Annotated in this window: 15 protein-coding genes and 1 pseudogene; 4 read left to right on the plus strand and 12 right to left on the minus strand. The window is 43.6% G+C overall.

What is annotated here, in order from left to right; genetic code table 11:
• Positions 1–498 precede the first annotated feature (498 nt).
• Positions 499–2,859 carry a serine/threonine-protein kinase gene (locus LC608_RS29625; RefSeq protein WP_229556990.1) on the plus strand — a complete coding sequence of 787 codons (2,361 nt, stop codon included), beginning with the start codon at positions 499–501 and terminating at the stop codon, positions 2,857–2,859.
• 196 nt (positions 2,860–3,055) lie between these two features.
• Here LC608_RS29625 and LC608_RS29630 read toward each other — a convergent pair whose 3' ends face one another.
• The 9 genes and pseudogenes from LC608_RS29630 to surE all read right to left on the minus strand — a co-directional run bounded on the left by LC608_RS29630 (position 3,056) and on the right by surE (position 12,752).
• Positions 3,056–3,259, minus strand: a complete 204-nt coding sequence (locus LC608_RS29630; protein ID WP_229557023.1) for a hypothetical protein — start codon at positions 3,257–3,259, stop codon at positions 3,056–3,058.
• Positions 3,225–3,503 (minus strand): UPF0175 family protein, encoded by a 279-nt coding sequence (locus LC608_RS29635; protein WP_229556991.1) that lies wholly within the window; start codon positions 3,501–3,503, stop codon positions 3,225–3,227. Before LC608_RS29635 ends, LC608_RS29630 begins: the two co-directional genes overlap by 35 nt.
• A gap of 340 nt (positions 3,504–3,843) precedes the next feature.
• Positions 3,844–6,636 (minus strand): preprotein translocase subunit SecA, encoded by a 2,793-nt coding sequence (gene secA / locus LC608_RS29640; RefSeq protein WP_229556992.1) that lies wholly within the window; start codon positions 6,634–6,636, stop codon positions 3,844–3,846.
• Positions 6,637–6,923: 287 nt separating this feature from the next.
• Entirely contained in the window at positions 6,924–7,490 is a 567-nt protein-coding gene (locus LC608_RS29645; RefSeq protein WP_229556993.1) for a diheme cytochrome c, read from the minus strand.
• Between the two features lie 183 nt (positions 7,491–7,673).
• Positions 7,674–8,021 (minus strand): annotated as a pseudogene (locus tag LC608_RS29650) (type II toxin-antitoxin system RelE/ParE family toxin).
• Positions 8,022–8,075: 54 nt separating this feature from the next.
• On the minus strand, positions 8,076–8,984 hold the full coding sequence (locus LC608_RS29655; RefSeq protein WP_229557019.1) for a MoxR family ATPase: 909 nt from the start codon (positions 8,982–8,984) through the stop codon (positions 8,076–8,078).
• A 209-nt stretch (positions 8,985–9,193) separates the two neighbouring features.
• Positions 9,194–10,273 (minus strand): bifunctional riboflavin kinase/FAD synthetase, encoded by a 1,080-nt coding sequence (locus LC608_RS29660; protein WP_229556994.1) that lies wholly within the window; start codon positions 10,271–10,273, stop codon positions 9,194–9,196.
• Between the two features lie 497 nt (positions 10,274–10,770).
• On the minus strand, positions 10,771–11,667 hold the full coding sequence (locus tag LC608_RS29665) for an MBL fold metallo-hydrolase (protein ID WP_229556995.1): 897 nt from the start codon (positions 11,665–11,667) through the stop codon (positions 10,771–10,773).
• Positions 11,668–11,954: 287 nt separating this feature from the next.
• Positions 11,955–12,752: a 5'/3'-nucleotidase SurE gene (gene surE / locus LC608_RS29670; RefSeq protein ID WP_229557020.1), complete on the minus strand. Its 798-nt coding sequence runs from the start codon at positions 12,750–12,752 to the stop codon at positions 11,955–11,957.
• Between the two features lie 419 nt (positions 12,753–13,171).
• Between surE and pheS the strand changes: the two genes are divergently transcribed.
• The 3 genes from pheS to LC608_RS29685 are packed head-to-tail and all read left to right on the plus strand — an operon-like array spanning position 13,172 to position 14,705.
• The gene (gene pheS, locus LC608_RS29675) at positions 13,172–14,164 is read left to right on the plus strand and encodes a phenylalanine--tRNA ligase subunit alpha (RefSeq protein ID WP_012407694.1); all 993 of its coding nucleotides are present in this window, start codon (positions 13,172–13,174) and stop codon (positions 14,162–14,164) included.
• A gap of 44 nt (positions 14,165–14,208) precedes the next feature.
• Positions 14,209–14,424 carry a hypothetical protein gene (locus tag LC608_RS29680; protein WP_229454704.1) on the plus strand — a complete coding sequence of 72 codons (216 nt, stop codon included), beginning with the start codon at positions 14,209–14,211 and terminating at the stop codon, positions 14,422–14,424.
• On the plus strand, positions 14,421–14,705 hold the full coding sequence (locus LC608_RS29685; RefSeq protein WP_229556996.1) for a type II toxin-antitoxin system YafQ family toxin: 285 nt from the start codon (positions 14,421–14,423) through the stop codon (positions 14,703–14,705). Before LC608_RS29680 ends, LC608_RS29685 begins: the two co-directional genes overlap by 4 nt.
• A gap of 552 nt (positions 14,706–15,257) precedes the next feature.
• On the opposite strand, the gene LC608_RS29690 is transcribed toward LC608_RS29685, so the two are convergent.
• From LC608_RS29690 to LC608_RS29700, 3 genes are all read right to left on the minus strand, one after another.
• A complete protein-coding gene (locus LC608_RS29690) occupies positions 15,258–15,644 on the minus strand; it encodes a pentapeptide repeat-containing protein (protein WP_229556997.1) in 387 nt (128 codons plus the stop codon).
• Between the two features lie 169 nt (positions 15,645–15,813).
• Entirely contained in the window at positions 15,814–17,028 is a 1,215-nt protein-coding gene (locus LC608_RS29695) for a chromate transporter (RefSeq protein ID WP_229556998.1), read from the minus strand.
• Positions 17,029–17,176: 148 nt separating this feature from the next.
• Positions 17,177–19,063: a S9 family peptidase gene (locus LC608_RS29700; RefSeq protein WP_229556999.1), complete on the minus strand. Its 1,887-nt coding sequence runs from the start codon at positions 19,061–19,063 to the stop codon at positions 17,177–17,179.
• Positions 19,064–19,208 lie beyond the last annotated feature (145 nt).

Genomic DNA, 19,208 nt, shown 5'->3' on the forward strand with positions numbered 1-19,208 from the left:
AACAGCATTCATAACTGTATAACACTAAATTTTACCCCTAAAGAGGTATGGTATAGGCTTAGAGTAGGATATAAGTTGATGCCTATCTATAGGTTTAGCTTTCAGTATAAGGATACGCTTTGTGGGGAGTACCAATATTGCGCCAAAGACAGAAGACAAGCTTGGGACAGCTTCTGGTAAAACCCTAGTTAAGAGCATACTTGTTGGTTAGGTTAGAGTAAAATCTCGCCCCAACCAACTACAGAGACGAAGTATATCCGGCTATAATCTGTGAGACAATCACTCTTTTGTAACTCACTCAACAGAAAAATAAGAAGTCAGGCAGTACCTGAGTAGGAATCTCTTGGGGGCTACCTTTGCCAATAAAAGTTTGTTGATGAATAGAAGATACTTTACAAATGTATAAGATTGTCATTTAAGTATTATTTCAATATGCTTGTACTAAAACGTGGTCTGAATAAATAAAAGTGTTGGACTTAAATCAATCAGTAACACGATATGGCAGAAGAACCTACATCTACCTTAACTAAAAACTATGTCTCTGCTGCCAATAGACTGTCAAGTAAACCGACAAAGGTAACGTCAACAGCATCGGCTCGTCAGTCAAGGTGGATGGTTCTCTTAGGTCATCTCCTCGCTGGCAGTTGGGCAATGGGTGCAGCAGTGCTGAGTGCTTCTGGTGGGGAATTGGTTCAATTGATGGAAAATAAGGCGCTTTCTGCCTTTTTTCAAGTGCGCGGCCCGATTTTGCCTCCAGAAGACATCGTAATTTTAGCAATAGACGATCAGTCAATATCAGTTCCCGCACAGTACTATAAAACAAATCCAAAACGGTATGCCTACTTAGAAACACTGAAATCTTATCCTTATAAACGGGCTGCTTATGCTCAGATAATCACAAAGTTAATCAAAGCAGGTGTCCGTTCTGTAGCGGTAGATGTCGTTTTTGACACGCCAAGTAGTTATGGAGCTACTGACGATCGCCAACTCCAGGCAGCATTGCAAAAATATGGCAGCAAAGTTACCTTAGCAGCCGTCTACGAAAATTCCCAGACGCACCAAGGGTCTTTTATGCAACTGATTGACCCACAACAAATGTTTCGTACAGGGTCAGTGTCCATTGGCTCAGTTAATTTCCCCTTGGAGACAGATGGTAAAGTTCATCGATTGGCGAGTGAATTTTCTAAGTTGTTAGCTGAAGATAATTTGATTGAGAAGCTACCCTCTTTTGATGAAGCAGCACTGAGGGCCGCACAGGTAAATTATCCCCGACCAAAGGGCGATCGCATTCATTTTTGGGGGCCTGCGGGTACATTTGAGCAAATACCCTTTTGGCATGTACTCGACCCGGAAAACTGGAACACCTATTTGCAGCAAGGAAAGGTCTTCAAAGACAAGATAGTGCTGATTGGTGCAACAGATAAGTTACACAATGATTATTATCCAGTCGCTGCTAGCAACAACGCTAAACCCATGTCGGGCGTGGAAATTCACGCCAATGCGATCGCAACTTTGATGCAAGGTAAAGCGATCGCCCCAGGAATTAAAAGTCCACCGTTGCGGGGTTTATTTGTGCTAATTATAGTTGGCAGTACAGCCTTAATGATTAGCAGACGCAAGCGTACTATCAATAGACTTCTCTATAGCCTCGCCCTGTCTGCTACTTGGGCAGGAATTAGTTATGGGTTATCTGTTCATGGTCAGTTAATTTTTCCCACTACTGTACCAATGATTGCGATCGCTATGATTGGATTTTCCTACCTGGGAACCTCATTAGTGAGAGAAAGCATCAAAAAACGCCAATTAGTAGATATTTTTCAGAAGTATAAAACTTCCGCCGTTGTCCAAGAGATTATCAGCCAACAAGATGACTTACAAGACCTAATCCAGCAACGAGATTTAGCCTTATCAGGAAAAGTCCTGGCTAGACGCTACAGAATTGTCAAAGTTCTCGGTTCCGGTGGATTTAGCGAAACCTACATTGCCGAAGATACCCAACGTCCTGGAAATCCGCAATGTGTTGTCAAACAACTAAAACCAGCCAACAGCAAACCAGAAGCCTTGCAACTTGCCAGACGTTTATTTAACTCAGAGGCGCAAACACTCGAAAAATTAGGAACGCACCCTCAAATTCCGCAACTTTTGGCGTATTTTGAAGAAGATGAAGAATTTTATTTAGTACAAGAACAGATCATTGGTCATCCTTTAAATCAAGAATTGCCACCAGGCAGAGCAATTGAGGAAATTGCAGTGATCAGAATTGTTAGGGACTTATTGCAAACATTAACATTTGTCCATAAAAACAATGTGATTCACCGGGATATTAAACCCAGCAATATCATCCGCCGCCATTCAGACGGTAAACTGATCTTGATTGACTTTGGGGCTGTCAAAGAAGTTAGTACAAAACAGCTTGATCATCAAGAGCAAAGCCCTTTCACTATCGGCATTGGTACTCAGGGTTACGCACCAAGCGAGCAATGTTTTGGGCGTCCACACTACAGTAGTGATATCTATGCAGTCGGCATGGTTGGAATTAAAGCCTTAACTGGTATGGCACCTCGTGAGCTACCTAGAGATGCTGATGGAGAGATAAAATGGAGCGATGCCTACGGCGGTAAACTACCCACCCAGGTGAGTCACTCCTTCGCTAAGATTCTCAGTAAAATGGTGCTGGATGACTTCAAACAGCGATATCAGTCTGCGTCAGAGGCTCTTGAGGAGCTTAAAGCTTTTGACGATGTTGTAAATTTCCAAAGCATATACCCCATGCTACAGAATGACTCATTAATGAATACTTTAAATGACTTAGGCGCTCCTACAAAATCTTGCTCAGAAGCATCCTCAGAAACTCCTTGATATGATGTTCGCCAAATTACCCATAATCAAAGAACCCCATTCCCAACCCCTCCCCGATGCTTTGGGGAGTGGAGACAAAGCACAGCTTTGGCTCTTTGGGGTTCTCCGGGTTTAATTAGTGATTAAGCGGACATAATATAAGTTATCGTAATCTACTGCGGCAATATTTATTAAAAGCTTCCTGAATATTCATTTTTTAATTTTTTGAAACAGGGCAAACTTGTAGCCATCCAGATGCAATTGCTTGCAATATAACTTGTGAAGCTGGAAAGCTTGAACCAGTAGTTTCATTATAGACAGCTTCGGGTATAACAATTGTCCCAAACACTGCCTGTAAAATATCAAGACGATTGATAGCACCGAAGTTAATCAAAGGCGTAGCGTTGCAAATAACTGTCACAACTACCAAGAACCTGTTTTAATGACTCAATATCATCTGCTAAATCCATTTGAGTATAATGGCGTGGAATTTTTTGTTGCCCTAAAAGTTGCTGAAATTCCCATACAGATAAATTAGCCAAGCGGCGTGCTTGACCAAAAGTAAAAATATTTTGGTTATATAATTGCAAGGCAATTTCCTGACGAATAGCCTGCTCACCTTGACTTATGGAATCTGGAGATAATTGCACGTTAATTGAACTCAAAAATTGACTCATATCCAAAAACAGCGTTTTACTTATAGCTTACTCTGCGATCGCCTCACTTAAATCATGAGTTCATTCACTTCCATTATTGACCTCACAAAGATTGTTTGTGTCCTACTAGACACTAGTTCTCAGTGTTCTCAAACTCACGCGAGGTCTAACAATAATTAGATGCAAATTCTCTTATAAGTCCGCTTGCCTTGAAGATTTGGGATTATTAGCTTATCCATTTCAGCAAAATCCTGAAAAGAGAGTATTTTTAAACGATGTATCAAAACGCAAAAGCGTTAAGAAATCTTTGCCTCTTAGCGCTTTTGCGTGAGATATTTTCTCTAACTTTCTACACCATCTCAGACGAAGGCTGCACCATCTGCTGAGGCTGCGGCTGGAACATGAACAACGAGTACACAACGTCTCGGCGAATGTTAATCATCATATCCAAGAACAATTCGTAACCCTCGCTCTTATACTCAATCAGTGGGTCTTTTTGCCCATAACCACGCAATCCTACCGATTCGCGCAAGGCATCCATTTGCTGCAAGTGTTCCCGCCATAGAGTATCAATGCGTTGCAAGATAAAGAAGCGTTCTGCTTGGCGCATCAGTCCGGGTTGAACTTGGTCAATCTGCGCTTCTTTGAGGTCATAAGCAATTCGCACTTGTTCATGGAGGAATGCTTTAATCTCGCTGACTGTCATATCTTCTAATTGATTTGGCTGCAAATCCGCTAGTAGATAGACGAATTCTTTAACTTTCTCAACCAGCTTTTCTAACTCCCACTCTTCCGAGGGCAAATCTATGTTGATGTAGTAATCAACGATGTCATCCATCGTTTTTTCAGCGTACTTGATTACCTGTTCTTTCAAATCTTGACCTTCTAATACGCGGCGACGTTCAGCATAAATAGCACGACGTTGATTATTCATCACCTCGTCATACTCAAATACCTGCTTACGAATGTCGTAGTAGTAGGTTTCAACTTTTTTCTGGGCGCCTTCCAAACTGCGGGTAAGCATCCCAGATTCGATGGGCATATCTTCTTCCACTTGGAAAGCATTCATTAACCCAGCAACGCGATCGCCTCCAAAAATCCGCAGTAGGTTATCCTCTAAACTGAGGAAAAATCTCGTGGTTCCAGGGTCGCCTTGTCTTCCTGCACGTCCGCGCAACTGGTTGTCAATCCGCCGCGATTCGTGGCGTTCTGTACCAATTACGTGCAAACCACCGATTCCCACTACCTCATCATGTTCGCGGGTAGTAAATTGTTCGTATTCCTGCTTAACGCGGTTGTAAGCTTCGCGCAATTTCTGAATTACAGGGTCATCAATGGGAGCTTTTTCTGCGGCTACAGCTACCTTGTCTTCTGCTTCCAATTCCGATAAACTGCGATCGCCATATTCACGCACCGCAATTTCTACTGCATCTTTGAGTAGTTTTTCTGTTTCTTTTGTCAACTGGGTAGGGAAAATTTCTGGTGAAGCCCGCCAAGTTTTGACTTTTTTACCAGGGACAAAGCCTTGACCACCACCGTGTCCTGTAGGCAATCCTGCTGCTCTTTGAACGCCAAAGCTATCTTCATCTTCTGGCATGACGATCCGGGGCATGAAGTATTCCCGCAGCTTCAGACGTGCCATGTATTCGGAGTTACCACCCAAAATGATGTCTGTACCTCTACCAGCCATGTTAGTAGCAATGGTAACAGCACCTTTTCGTCCAGCTTGGGCGACGATTTCCGCCTCACGCTCGACGTTTTCGGGACGGGCGTTGAGTAATTCGTGAGGAATCGCCAATTCCTTTAATAGTCGGCTGAGAAGTTCGGACTTTTCTACACTAGTGGTTCCGACTAATACAGGTCTGCCGAGTTCGTGCATTTCGGCACATTCTCTAGCGATCGCACCCCACTTGCCTGGTTCTGTCTTAAAGACCATATCAGACAAATCTTCGCGTCTGCGATCGCGGTTCGTAGGAATTACCGCAACTTCCAATTTGTAAATTTTTTCAAATTCCGGTTCTTCCGTTTTTGCCGTTCCGGTCATTCCACCGAGTTTTGGATACAGCAAGAACAGATTTTGATAAGTAATTGTCGCTAGAGTTTGAGTTTCTGGCTGAATTTCTACGTGTTCTTTGGCTTCAATAGCCTGGTGTAATCCATCACTCCAGCGCCGTCCAGGTAACACCCGACCGGTAAATTCATCCACAATTACCACTTCGTCATTACGGACGATGTAATTTACATCCTTGAGAAAAAGTTCTTTGGCTTTAATCGCATTGAAAACGAAGTGCGCCCAAGGATCTTCAGGGTCAAATAAATCTGTGACTCCCAAAAGATTTTCGGATTCTGCAAATCCTTCATCTGTCAAAAGCACGTTACGAGCTTTTTCATCCACATCATAATGCTCGTCTTTTTTGAGTGTGAATGCGATTTCAGCTGCTTGCAGATACTTTTCTGTAGGTCTTTCCACCTGCCCAGAAATAATTAGCGGTGTCCGCGCCTCATCAATTAAAATCGAGTCTACCTCGTCAATTACGCAATAATTAAACGGGCGTTGCACCACATCTGCCATTGATGTCGCCATGTTATCCCGCAGGTAGTCAAAACCTACCTCACTGTTGGTAACATAAGTAATATCGCAATCATAGTTTTTCTGGCGTTCACTGGGAGTCATGGTTGACTGGATTAGCCCCACACTCAGCCCCAAGAACCGATGCACCTGTCCCATCCATTCAGCATCCCGACGAGCCAGGTAATCGTTCACAGTGACGACGTGTACGCCTTTACCAGTAAGACCATTTAAATAACTCGGTAAGGTTGCTACAAGCGTTTTACCCTCACCGGTTTTCATTTCGGCAATTTGCCCTACATGCAAAATGATACCGCCAAGCATTTGGACATCAAAATGCCGCAAGCCTAAGACTCGCCGTCCTGCTTCCCGGACAACGGCGTAAGCTTCGGGCAATAGGTCATCCAGAGTTTCGCCTTTGGCAAACCGTTGTTTAAATTCGACGGTTTTACCTTTTAACTCCTCATCGGAAAGAATCTTAATTTCTTCCTCTAGAAGGTTAATTTCAGTCACAGAAGGTTGGTATTTTTTAAGCTTACGAGCGTTGGGGTCGCCCAACAAAAGTTTTAGCATGGCAGATTATAGAACTGAATCAAGGGGGATGGGAATTAAAGGTTTGGCATTGATTATAAACATTTAACCCAACCCAACCTTCTTGGTTGTGGATGGGTGTCAAATGAGAATTAACTCAAAAACAGGAGAAAAACGGGGCAATCAGTTTACTAAATGATTGGTTTTAACTCTTATCTGATTATTTAGTCTTTCTTCATAGTATCATTTTGCCCCCAGATGGGGCCAGAGAAGGAGTGGGGGAATAGAGTTGTGAGTTATGAGTTATGAATTTTTCAACTCCTAACTCCTCATTTCCATTCTGCTGTTAGGCGGCGGAAATTGTAATCGCTAGCGCCTTGATGACAACTGACACAGCTGCCAAGCTGGACGGGGCGTGGTAATTTAACTCCTGGATGCAAAGCTTTGAAATAACGTGAGTCATTAAGGCGATATGGTGTTTCTTCGTCGTCTCGCTTAACACGAGAGAAAGTCGAAAGATATTTCCACACCAAGATGCGTGGCGGATCGACTAAAGGCTTTAGTTGTGCGCCGTAGTGCTGCGAATCTTGCAGGAGATTTTTCCAAGTTTGGGTGGGTAAAACGGCTGGTGGTAAGGCGATATGGCATGTAGAGCAGTTTTCCAAATACAGTTCTTGTCCTAATTGATACTGTGCAGGCACTACGTCAACAGTGCCAATTTCGGCGGTAGGAGTAGCACTTTGGGCATTAGTTGCCAAGGCTAAAAGCCAACCCATAGCTAGGCTCCAGGTTACAATTACCAGAAGTAAACCAAAAAATTGGCGTTTGAATTGGCGTTCGGCGCTTTGCTGTAGTACAAGGCGATCGCGGATTTTGCGCTTAATAAAAATTGACATTCCTCACATTCCTAGATATTTAGAAGTGGCGCTTGTGCTAATCATAGAACTTACGCAGCGTTGGCAGTAGCAACATAGCAATGCCTATTAACAAGCCCTTCTGCGTCTGCATCTCTCAACATTGCAAGGAAAAATCTCTTAGCAGTTTTAACCTGACTCACTAGAAAAATCAGCCATAATATCTCAGATGTCATTTGCAGCAATATCTTCTCGGTCAGATTTGGAATAAATCGTTAGTAGCAAAATACTTGTAGGTGACTCAACTTGATAAATCAATCGGTATCCAGCACTCTTACCTTTTTAGATACTACTGTTGCCAACTCTCACCTTGTAAACAATATACTCTTCACCAATGCCAGGAATGCGTAGGCGTAGCCCGCCGTAGGCATCGCCTACAAAATTTATTTGTTGTAATTGCTCAATAATCGGTTGAACATCAGAGCGAATATTGCGAAATCTCTTTGATAATCTGTAAAGTTCCTGCTCAAACTCATCGGAAAATCGAATTGAAACCGCATTATCACTCTGCATCAATCTTGTCCCATAGCTCACTAATTAGGTAAAGCTTTTCAGCAACAGTTATCTTTAAGGAATAGAAACCGATCGCAATAATCGCTCAACAACAGTTCTTGCATTCCGTCCACCTCTAGGAATCAGGCGATGGCAAAGAACATGAGGGACGAGAAATTTCACATCATCGGGAATGGCATAATCACGCCCTAATAGAAAAGCTAGCGCTTGGGTAGCCCGTTGTAATGCTAATGTGCCACGCGGACTAACACCAAGGGCTATTTCCTCATCTTGCCGCGTTACTCGTACCAATTCGAGGATGTACTGTTGCAAGGAGGTTGCCACTTTTACTTGAGAGCAGAGGTAACGCAATTCCTGTACTTCTGCCAAGGTAATACAAGGCTGCAAATCAGCAACCTTCACACCATTTTGGAGATTTTGCAGCATAAGGAGTTCTTCTGCCTCGGAAGGATAGCCCAAACTCAGCGACAACATGAATCGATCCATTTGCGCTTCCGGTAGTGGAAAAGTACCTTGATACTCAATAGGGTTTTGAGTGGCAATGACAAAAAAGGGCTGAGGAACTGCACGAGAAACACCATCGACTGTTACCTGATGTTCTTCCATGACTTCTAGTAAAGCTGACTGAGTGCGGGGTGTAGCGCGGTTAATTTCGTCAGCTAGGAGGATATTGGTAAAAATTGGGCCAGGAAGATAAGTAAATTCGCCGCTTTTTGGGTTCCAGATGTTAGTGCCAGTAATATCAGTTGGCAGTAAATCGGGGGTACATTGTAGCCGTTGAAACTTACCATCCACTGAACGAGCTAGAGATTTAGCGAGTAGGGTTTTACCAACACCAGGGACATCTTCTAGCAGGGCATGACCACCACCTAGCAAGGCTACTAGCACTAAGCGTATTGCCTCAGCTTTGCCAACAATGGTAAGAGCCAGATTTTGCGTTAGAGCGTCAATTTTTTCTCTCATGCGGTGTGGGGAGTGGGGAGTAGGAGGAGCAGGGGAAGCAGGGGGAGCAGAGGGAGCAGAGAGAGCAGAGAGAGCAGGGGAAGCAGGCGAAAAGAGGTGAGAATTTGCAACAAGTCCCCAAGTCCTCTTCACCATGCCCAATGCCCCATGCCCAATTTCCCTAAATACATTGTTCCCACTCAGAACTCTTAACTCCTAACTCCTAACTTTTAACTTTGCGCTTTAGCATTCAAAATTTCTTTAGCAACAACACAGTCAAGTTGAATTTGTGTTTTCAGGGCTTCTAGAGAAGCAAATTTTTGTTCAGGGCGCAAAAATTTCACTAGTTCCACAGCCAGTTTTTTGCCATACAAATCACCAGACCAATCGAACAGATGTACTTCGGCAGATGAATAAGTACCATTTACAGTTGGGCGATTACCGATGTTCATGACGCCCAAGCTTTCACCAGGAGCGACATCTGATGTTTCACTGAGAATGAAAACACGGACAGCATAGACTCCTTGGCGGGGCAAAAACTTTTCTTTTGGTAGTTGGAGGTTGGCGGTGGGAAAGCCAATTGTTCTGCCCAATTGTTGACCTTGAACGACAACACCAAGGAGAGTGTAGGGGCGCCCTAGTAGTAGATTTGCATTTTCGATGTCGCCTTGCTCAAGGGTTTGGCGGATCAATGAAGTGCTAATGCGGGCATCCTGCGTCGGATTAGGACTGACACAACTGCTTTCGGTGGGCGAGTTACCTGTATAAGTTTGTAAGGGAATGATGGTAACGGGGATATTGTGCTTGGCGGCAATTAATTGCAAATCTTTGGCAGTACCACTGCGCTTTTCGCCAAAACAAAAATCCTGCCCGATGCTAATTTGCTGGCATCGCAGTTGTTGCACAAGAATTTTTTGGACGAATTCTTCGGGAGTCAAAGCAGATAATTCTTTGTCAAAGGGTAGTAATACCAGTTGTTCTACCCCAAGCGATCGCAATTGTTGGACTTTTTCATCCAGTGGCGTTAACAAAGTCCGGGGCTGCCCCGTAAAAAATTCCTGTGGATGGGGGTCAAAGGTAACAACTGTTGAGTAAATATATTCTTGATTTGCTAGTTGTTGATTTTCCTTTAACTGCGGACTACTGACTACTGACAAGTTAGCACCAGCGTGCAAGACTGGTTGAATTACCCTTTGATGACCAAGATGAACACCATCAAACTTGCCAAGGGCAACAGCAGTCGGCGTTAGCAGCCCTTCGCTTGAAGAAGCAACCCACACAGAACACCCATTTTGAGACAAATTTAGCACGTGGATTCTGAGATTTTAGGTTTATTTTAGCTATCAGCAGGAAGCTACCTTATGGTAAACCGCCTTGAGGAGGACATTCACTAACTGCCCATGAGGTCTTGTGCGATCAGCCAGGGTTTTGATGCTACCCCTTTTAGCTATCAGCCAAAAGCTTAACCCACAGGAAGTTGCCCAAGATGGTATCTTGTGCTATAAGCTTAACAGCTAATTACTAAGTCCAGATAACCCAAATACCAGAGCTAAAAAGGCTCTAGTTCGTTGTTGAGACTGCAACAAAGGTTTTACCCTCCGATTAGCCGCAATCTTAGGGTGTCTGTGAGTATCTAGGTTGTGTTGGTGCTATAAGGTATGTCCTCCTGTTGTCGCCCTTATCCTATGGTTGGCGTGACAACTCTGGGCAGCGCTGTCTCACCGTACAGCCAACAGGTACGCTCTCGCGCTGAAAGCTTCTGATCACCAATCTAATCTAAAATCTCCAATTCCTCCGATCGCAATCTTTAAGTAGAAAACTTACTAACAGGAAAAGATTCTGATAAGGCAACTGAGGTGGGAATCTGAAGTACCAATCCTTCCCGTGCCATGATAGCCCCAGGAAATTTTGCAGATGCTTGTTTCCCTACACAATCCAAAAAGTCGTCATCGTGTGCGGGGTCGTGGTGGTAAATCACCAGAGTTTTGACGTTAGCAGCTTGTGCCACTTTCACCGCTTCTTGCCAGGTAGAATGTCCCCAGCCAATTTTTGGAGATTTTGGGGAATGATATTCTTCGTCTGTGTAAGTGGAATCGTAAATCAGAATGTCAGCATTACGAGCTAGCCACAGCACATTATCATCGAGTCGGTCGGGAAAATGTTCAGTATCAGTGATATAAGCAGCAGCACCACCACGCCAGTTGACGCGGTATCCTATAGCTTCACCTGGATGGTTTAAAGGTGCTGTTTCTACGGTAACGTCATCGATCTCTATTGGTTGCCCCGGTCGAATGTCGTAGAAATTTAAATTAGCTTGCATAATCTGCAAGGGTACGGGAAAGTTCGGGTGCAACATCTGGTCATTGAGGCGCTGTTCTATGGTAGAACCATCAGGTGCGATCGCGCCATAGATATGAAAGTCATTCCCGTTCACAAATCCTGGGGTAAAGAAGGGAAAACCCTGCATGTGATCCCAGTGAGAGTGGGTAAAAAATATATGAGCTTCTAACGGCATTTGGCGCAATAAAGATTGCCCCAAAACATGTAGCCCCGTGCCTGCATCGAAAATTAAGCGTTTATCGCCCGCTTGCATTGAGATGCAAGGGGTATTACCGCCGTAACGAACGGTGTTTGGCCCTGGGCTGGGGATGCTGCCGCGAACGCCCCAAAATTGTACGGTAAATTGGTTCTCTATCCTAGACATGGTTATTACTTGCTGGACTGAGCGGGCGATAATTGGAAAAATTCTTACTTATTTTGTCTAAGTTGATGCTGTCTCACCTATTTTGCTAAAGGGAGGATTTCTTGGTAAAACAGCATACCTTGTTTCTGGCTGATTGTGTAAATGTGAATGAAATACTCTCAAGTAGAATTTTCCAGTTTTTCGGGTGGATGTGTATCGGTTATTTCAAGAGTGCCCCTACGTTATAGCCTAAATTTTTCTGTGATGCATTTGAATAACTCTAGTTTTATCCTGATAAATCAAATGATTCACTGAAAATTGAATTCCCACTCAGACAATTTATTTAGCGCATCTGCGTAAGTAAGATTGTATTGTAACGGGGTTATACTGATGTAGTTTTTACGTACAACATGCACATCTAACGGTACATTTTGAGGCAGATTTAATCCGGTTGGAGGTTCTACATCCTCAATTACCTCTCCGGTTAACCAGTAGTACGTTTTTCCACGAGGATCAACTCGTTTATCAAACACATCAATGTAATGCCGTAGCCCTTGACGGGTAAGAGTAACTCCGGCAATTTCTTCCCATTTGACCGCAGGAATATTGACGTTGAGCAACATTAAATCTGGCAGAGGTTTTTGGGCTAACTGGTCTACGAGAATTTTGGCAAACTTAGCAGCAGGTTGAAAGTCTTTAGAGGTGTGACTAATAAGACTCAGTGCTACACTGGGAATGCCTTCAATTAAACCTTCCATTGCCGCAGAAACAGTACCGGAATACAAGATTTCAGTTCCCAAATTCGCACCTTGATTAATGCCAGACAGAACCAAATCGGGAGGAGTATCTAGCAATGCCCAAAGCGCCAACTTGACGCAATCTGAAGGCGTACCATCGCAAGCCCAAGCTTTGATAGCAGGATGAAAAATCCCTTCAACAATTTCGGCGCGAATGGGTTGGTGTAAAGTTAACCCGTGTCCAGTTGCCGATCGCTCTCGATCTGGGCAAACTACACTTACATCATGACCTGCCTCTGCCAAGTAGTTAGCTAGGGTACGAATCCCCAAGGCAGAAATGCCATCATCGTTGCTAATTAGTAATTTCATAGTCATTGGTCATTAGTCATTAGTCATTGGTCATTGGTCATTAGTTATTTGTTATTTGTTATTAGCCATTTGTCAATGTCTGAGGTCACAAGTAGCAAAAAACCATACACACTCACTAGTACACTGTGGCGGAAGTTTGCCTACCTTTAACAAGGGGCAAAAAGCTCCTTGTCTAGTTAATTAATGTGTATGTTAGCTGGATATTGAGATGTTACCTGAATTTATGCCAAGCTGTACTAAGCTGACGTGCATCTAAATTTGATAATTTAGCGCCTGAACCCGTTTGCTGCCTTAGATAGCCCTGTCAAACTAGATGACGAACAGCTTAATGGCATAGCTGTAAGTTGATTTATCGAGCAACTCACAGCTTTTGACTATAGACTAATGACTAATGACTAATGACCAATGACTAATAACTAATGACTAGCAATTTAGAAGCTCAACTTTTAGCACTGCGGCAAGAAGGAGAAAAAGCGATCGCAGCCGCCGACACCTTAGAACGTCTGGAGGAACTCAGAGTTAACTATCTGGGTAAAAAAGGGGAACTGGGGGCATTGTTGCGAAGTATGGGGCAGATGAGTGCAGAGGAACGACCAAAAATTGGAGCGATCGCCAATACAGTCAAAGAATCCTTGCAAACTAGTCTAGACCAGCAACGCGTCGCCCTGGAAGCCGCGCAAATTCAGGTACAGCTAGAGGCGGAAACTCTTGATGTAACTATGCCGGGAATTTACAGTCCCCAAGGTCGCATTCATCCCCTCAATGGAATTATCGACCGGGCACTGGATATTTTTGTTGGTATGGGCTACACCGTGGCTCAAGGGCCAGAAATGGAAACAGATTATTATAATTTCGAGGCTCTTAATACCCCGCCTGACCACCCCGCCCGTGATATGCAAGATACCTTCTATTTGCCAGATGGTAATCTTTTACGCACTCATACCTCGTCAGTGCAAATTCGTTACATGGAAAGAGAAGAACCACCGATTCGGGTTGTGGCTCCAGGGCGAGTTTATCGGCGAGATAATGTAGACGCTACTCACTCGGCAGTTTTCCATCAAATAGAACTTTTAGCCATTGACGAGGGACTAACTTTTACAGACCTCAAAGGCACAATTAAAGTATTTTTACAAGCAATATTTGGCGATTTGCCAATTCGCTTCCGCGCCAGTTATTTCCCGTTTACTGAACCTTCTGCTGAAGTGGATTTGCAGTGGAATGGTCGCTGGCTGGAGGTAATGGGCTGCGGTATGGTCGATCCAAATGTACTTAAGTCTGTGGGTTATGATCCAGAAGTTTATACTGGGTTTGCTGCGGGTTTTGGTGTAGAACGCTTTGCAATGGTGTTACACCAAATCGATGATATTCGTCGCTTGTATGCTAGTGATTTACGGTTTTTGCAGCAATTTTAGGCATACGTAATAGTTATGTACTGCAAAGAAGGTAACAATAAATAATGACCTCAGTCTCCAGGTTAGATCAAGTTCTAGAAAGCATCGAGAATTTATCAGTAGATGAACAAGAAGCACTAATTGATCTGATACGTCATCGGTTAGCAGAACGGCGGCGTTCTGAAATTGCTGCTAATATCGCTCAAGCACAGGTTGAATACCAGGCAGGTAAAGTGTTCCGTGGAACAGTTACTCAAATAATGGATGAGTTACGCAAGTGAGAACTGTAGTTCTGGCATCATCGTTTAAACGGGCGTTTAAGCGATTGGTAAGACGACAGCCAGAATTAGAAGAGCGAATTGAAGAGCGGTTAGCACTACTAACCGCCGATCCATTTGATCCACTGTTGCAGACCCATAAGCTTAAAGGCAAACTGTCTGGAGCTTGGGCGTGTTCAGTGGATTATGGTTGTCGCATTGTCTTTAACTTTGTGCAAAATATAGAATCTGGTGAAGAGGAAATTTTGCTAATTGATATCGGCACTCATGATGAAGTTTACTGAGTTGTAGATGCTGTTCTAGTGTTTTCCTACTAAATTTTAGAAAAATCGGCGACTTGAATTTCCTTTAGATTGAAAACTTGAATGCGATCGCTCAAGAAACCAGATTTACAGGAAACAGTGCGATCGCTTCTACTATTTTTTCAGAATTACAGCTAACCGCAGAGCAAGTACTTAATGCTGGAGAAAGCAATTGGTGAGTGCCTGCCAGGGATTAATGGCGTTTAACTCAGTATTTTAACTCTTTAAATTGTGGTAAACGATATAAGTAAATTTGTTACCTTAGTGGCAGATCAAGGAGCCAACTTATGAAAAGACAGCACCCCCTATTCTCTCAAGTTGCCTTAGCGCAAGACTTACCAGAATACAATCTGAAGCGAGGGAATGTTGTAACATGTAACAATTGTAGAATATTACCCCATGCCTGAAGGGGAAGAGGATAGGTATAGTCTGGAAGGGTTTGATTTGCCCCATGTAACGATCGAAGTACTAGCATCTCAAATTACCCCCATTGGCAGCAAGAAGAAATGATTTTAGCATTTCATAGATAAAACTTTATTTTCTTTCTGTATGCGAATTTACTTTCTGCTCTGGTCTGATGAGCGAATGAACATATCTTTCAAAACATCCTTCTAAATTGGCTCCTTTCAAATTGGCTCCACCTAAATTTGCATCCCACAAACTAGCTTTACTCAGATTTGCTCCCTGTAAATTAGAATATGTTAAGTTTCTATCCCACAGTCTAGCTCCTTGAAGATTTGCCTTTTGAAGGTTAGCTCTGCTCAAGTTGGCATCCCTCAGATTAGTATTTTGTAAGTTTGCTCCTTCGAGATTAGCTCCATGAAAATTAATACCACTTAAGTTTGCTCTTTGGAGATTAGCATTTCGTAGGTCAACGTATGCTAGATTAGTCTTTTCAAGTAAGCTATATGAACTAATCAAAGATACTACTCTCTGAGCAGTATCCAGATTTGGTGATCGAATGTACAACTTATGATAACAGTAATTACTCCAAGCTTGGAAAGTCAGATAATTACCGAATAAGTCCAAAGCAAAAAGTTAAAATTTAGCCGTAAACAAAAAATTTAAAACTACTTTTCTATGGCTATTTTTAACCTAATAATATGCGTGAAGCCAATCCGATTGCTCCTCCAACCAATACTAACCAGGTCGAATTTATTTTGAATTTAAACACAGCGATCGCACTCACAATTGCTACGATAATTGTTAACCAATCCACTAGCGCTGCTCGTCCTAATGTGTAAGTTACTCCTGCCATTAATCCGAGAGAAGCCGCATTCACACCATCCAGAAATCCACTTGCCCAAGAAGATTGACGTAACTTAGGAACCCAAGGATTAACTACCCAAACCAGCGCAAAAGCTGGCAAAAAAATGCCAATTGTAGCAGCAATTGCCCCAGCATTTCCTGCTAGCAAATACCCAATAAAGGTTGCGGTGGTAAAAACAGGGCCTGGTGTAAACTGCCCGATCGCTACAGCATCTAAAAGCTGCTGTGATGTCAGCCACTGGTTGCGCTCGACCAAATCCCGTTGCAGAAATGCCAGCAACACATAACCACTGCCATAGAGAACACATCCAATTTTGAGAAAAAAGACAAAGACGCTAATCCAACTGACTGATGTAACTGCTGCTGTTGTACTACTAACCTGCGCCAGAATACCTGAAATAGGTAATAGGAATGCTCCACTTGTGTGTCCTCTAGCTTGCCAATTCTTCACTAGCATGACAGCGATACCTAGTAAAATCAGCACCAAAATTTCGTTCAATCCAGCTAAATACGCTGCGATTCCTGCTATCCCTGCAATGATCGTCGGCACGTCTTTAGCTGCCTTTTTCCCCAGATTCCAGACAGCCTGAATCACGATCGCAATTATTACAGGTTTAATTCCATAGAGCAGCCATTCCACTTGGGGGACAGTTTGATAGCGAGCATAAATGGCGGCTAATGCCCAAACTATCAGCATCGCAGGTAGAATAAAGCAGCTACCCGCAACCAGTAACCCACGCCATCCCGCTCGTTCGTAGCCAATGTGAATCGCTAATTCCGTCGAGTTGGGGCCTGGAATCAAATTCGTAATTCCTAGCAAATCTAGCAGTTTCTCCCGGCTCATCCACTGACGGCGATTCACCACTTCATTGTCCATCATGGCGATGTGGGCAGCAGGACCACCAAAAGCGATCGTCCCCAGTCGTAAAAACACCGTTGCCAGTTCTGTTAATCGCTGCTTCTGTTGTCTGGGAGTCAAAGCCTTATAGGAAAACGCTTCTTGCTCTTTCTGGATATCCTCAGCTTCTTGTGTCACTATAGTTTTCCTGATTATGGATAAAGTACAGAAAAAATATTTAACCACAGATGAACACAAAGGTTTGTAGGAACACGGTATTGCCCATGTGTGTCAACTTAAGCCAAAAGGTGGTCAGTGAATGACACTAACCACCATGCGTGAGACTTTATTTAACAATTCCTGAATGACCAGCGATATCTGCTAAAGGTTCAAATCTGCCGCCTAAGTATTTGGCAAGAAACTCTTCTGCGATCGCAAAAAAGTGTAGCCGATTTTCTGGTCTGGCAAAACCATGTCCTTCATCTGTGTAAAGTGCATATTGTACTGGCAAACCAGCCTGCTGCATTGCATTGACAATTTGATCGCTTTCTGATTGTTTCACTCGCGGATCATTTGCACCTTGACCGATAAGTAAAGGTTTTTGAATTCGGTCAGCAAAGAATAAAGGCGATCGCGATTTCAAAAATTCCTCTTCTGTCTCTAAGTTACCGACACGATGATAAAGCATTGCCTTTAATGGTTCCCAATAAGGCGGTATAGTTTCTATCAAAGTAATTAGGTTACTCGGCCCCACAATATCCACACCAGCCGCAAAGATTTCTGGTGTAAAAGTTAACCCTACTAGAGTGGCGTAACCTCCATAAGAACCGCCCATAATCGCAATCTTTTGGGGGTCGGAAATGCCTTTTTCCACTAACCAGTTCACGCTGTCAATCAGATCGTCGTGCATTTTGCCAGCCCATTCTCGATTTCCAGCATTCAAAAATGCTTTACCGTAGCCAGTGGAACCGCGAAAGTTTACTTGCAGAACAGCATAACCCCGGTTAGCTAGCCATTGCGTTGTGGGAGAAAAACCCCAAGTATCCCGCGCCCAAGGGCCGCCATGAACCAATAATACTGTTGGTAGATTCTGAGTAGGTATTCCTACAGGGGTTGTCAGATAACTGTGGATAGTTAAGCCATCCCGCACTTCGTAAGAAATCGGTTGCATTGAAGCTAACTGCAACGTTTCGAGTTTGGGTTGGTTACTAAAGAGGAAGGTGCTAGTTTTTGACTCTCGGTTGTAGGCATAGTAATAAACTGGCCCATCGTCAGTTCTATAAGCTACTAGCCAAGTTTTATCTTCCAAGTCGCGGCTAATTACAGAGAATTCTCCAGGACGTACCTTGGCAATTTCCTCAAAATCTGCGGCGATACTCTGGTCAATTACTTGCCATTCCTGTTTATCTTTGTAGAAAGAAACTGCTTGGATAACTCGCGTCAGTGGCTGAATGATTATCCCCACCACATCATACTGCTGGTTTTCAGCAATGACAGTTTCTTGACGGGTGTCTAAGTCAACAGCTAGCAGACGTTTGGCGTTAGCATCGTGATTCCCTTGAATATAAAGGGTTTTACCATCAGCCGAGAAACTTACGGAATTCCCTTCTTCCTCTGACCCCCAGTGGCGAAGAATTTCCCACTGTTTATCGGGTTTCTGCAATAAGAGGTCGTAACCACCATCCGGTGCGCTAGCTGTCGCTGCCCGTATTTGGAAATCAGCGTCAGATGTCCAACTGATAATGTTACCGGGGTTGTCAGTGTCGAACTCCACAGCACCATTTTTTAAGTTGATGCGGTAAACGTCAAACTTTTGGGGATTGTTCAAGTTCAAAGCTACCAGCACTTGCTCTGGAAATTTGGGTTCCAGTTCCACGAGTTCGGCTTTTACACCCTGGAATGGCGTTAAGTCACGCACAATCTTGGAGTGAATATTAACCAAGTGGAGGTGAAAGTTCTCGTCGCCATCCGAGTCCTGCATATAAATCAACTGGTCGGCGTTATAAGTCCAGAAGAAAATGCGGATACCGCGCTTTTTGTCGGCAGTTAGTATCTGGTCGTCTTCTTGTCCTACAGTTCGCAACCAAACCTGCAAGACATTTTTCTCATCGGGGGCGATATATGCCAAGTACTTGCCATCAGGCGAGAGTTGCGGGCTGGTTTTTTCGGGATTCCCAAACAGAATTTCGCGCGGAATGAGTGGTGGTGTGGAGGGCGCTTGAGCAGATGACATATTTTCATCCTCTACTTGACTTCCCTATTGTCACTTAGTGGTGAAAATGACAATTCATCCTATTGGGTGAACCTCATTGGAGGATAAGGGATAAGGTATTTATCTCCTGAACGAGTCTTTGATACTCGTGAACGAGGCTTTTAGC

The organism is Nostoc sp. XA010 (assembly GCF_020829625.1).
Lineage (GTDB): Bacteria > Cyanobacteriota > Cyanobacteriia > Cyanobacteriales > Nostocaceae > Nostoc.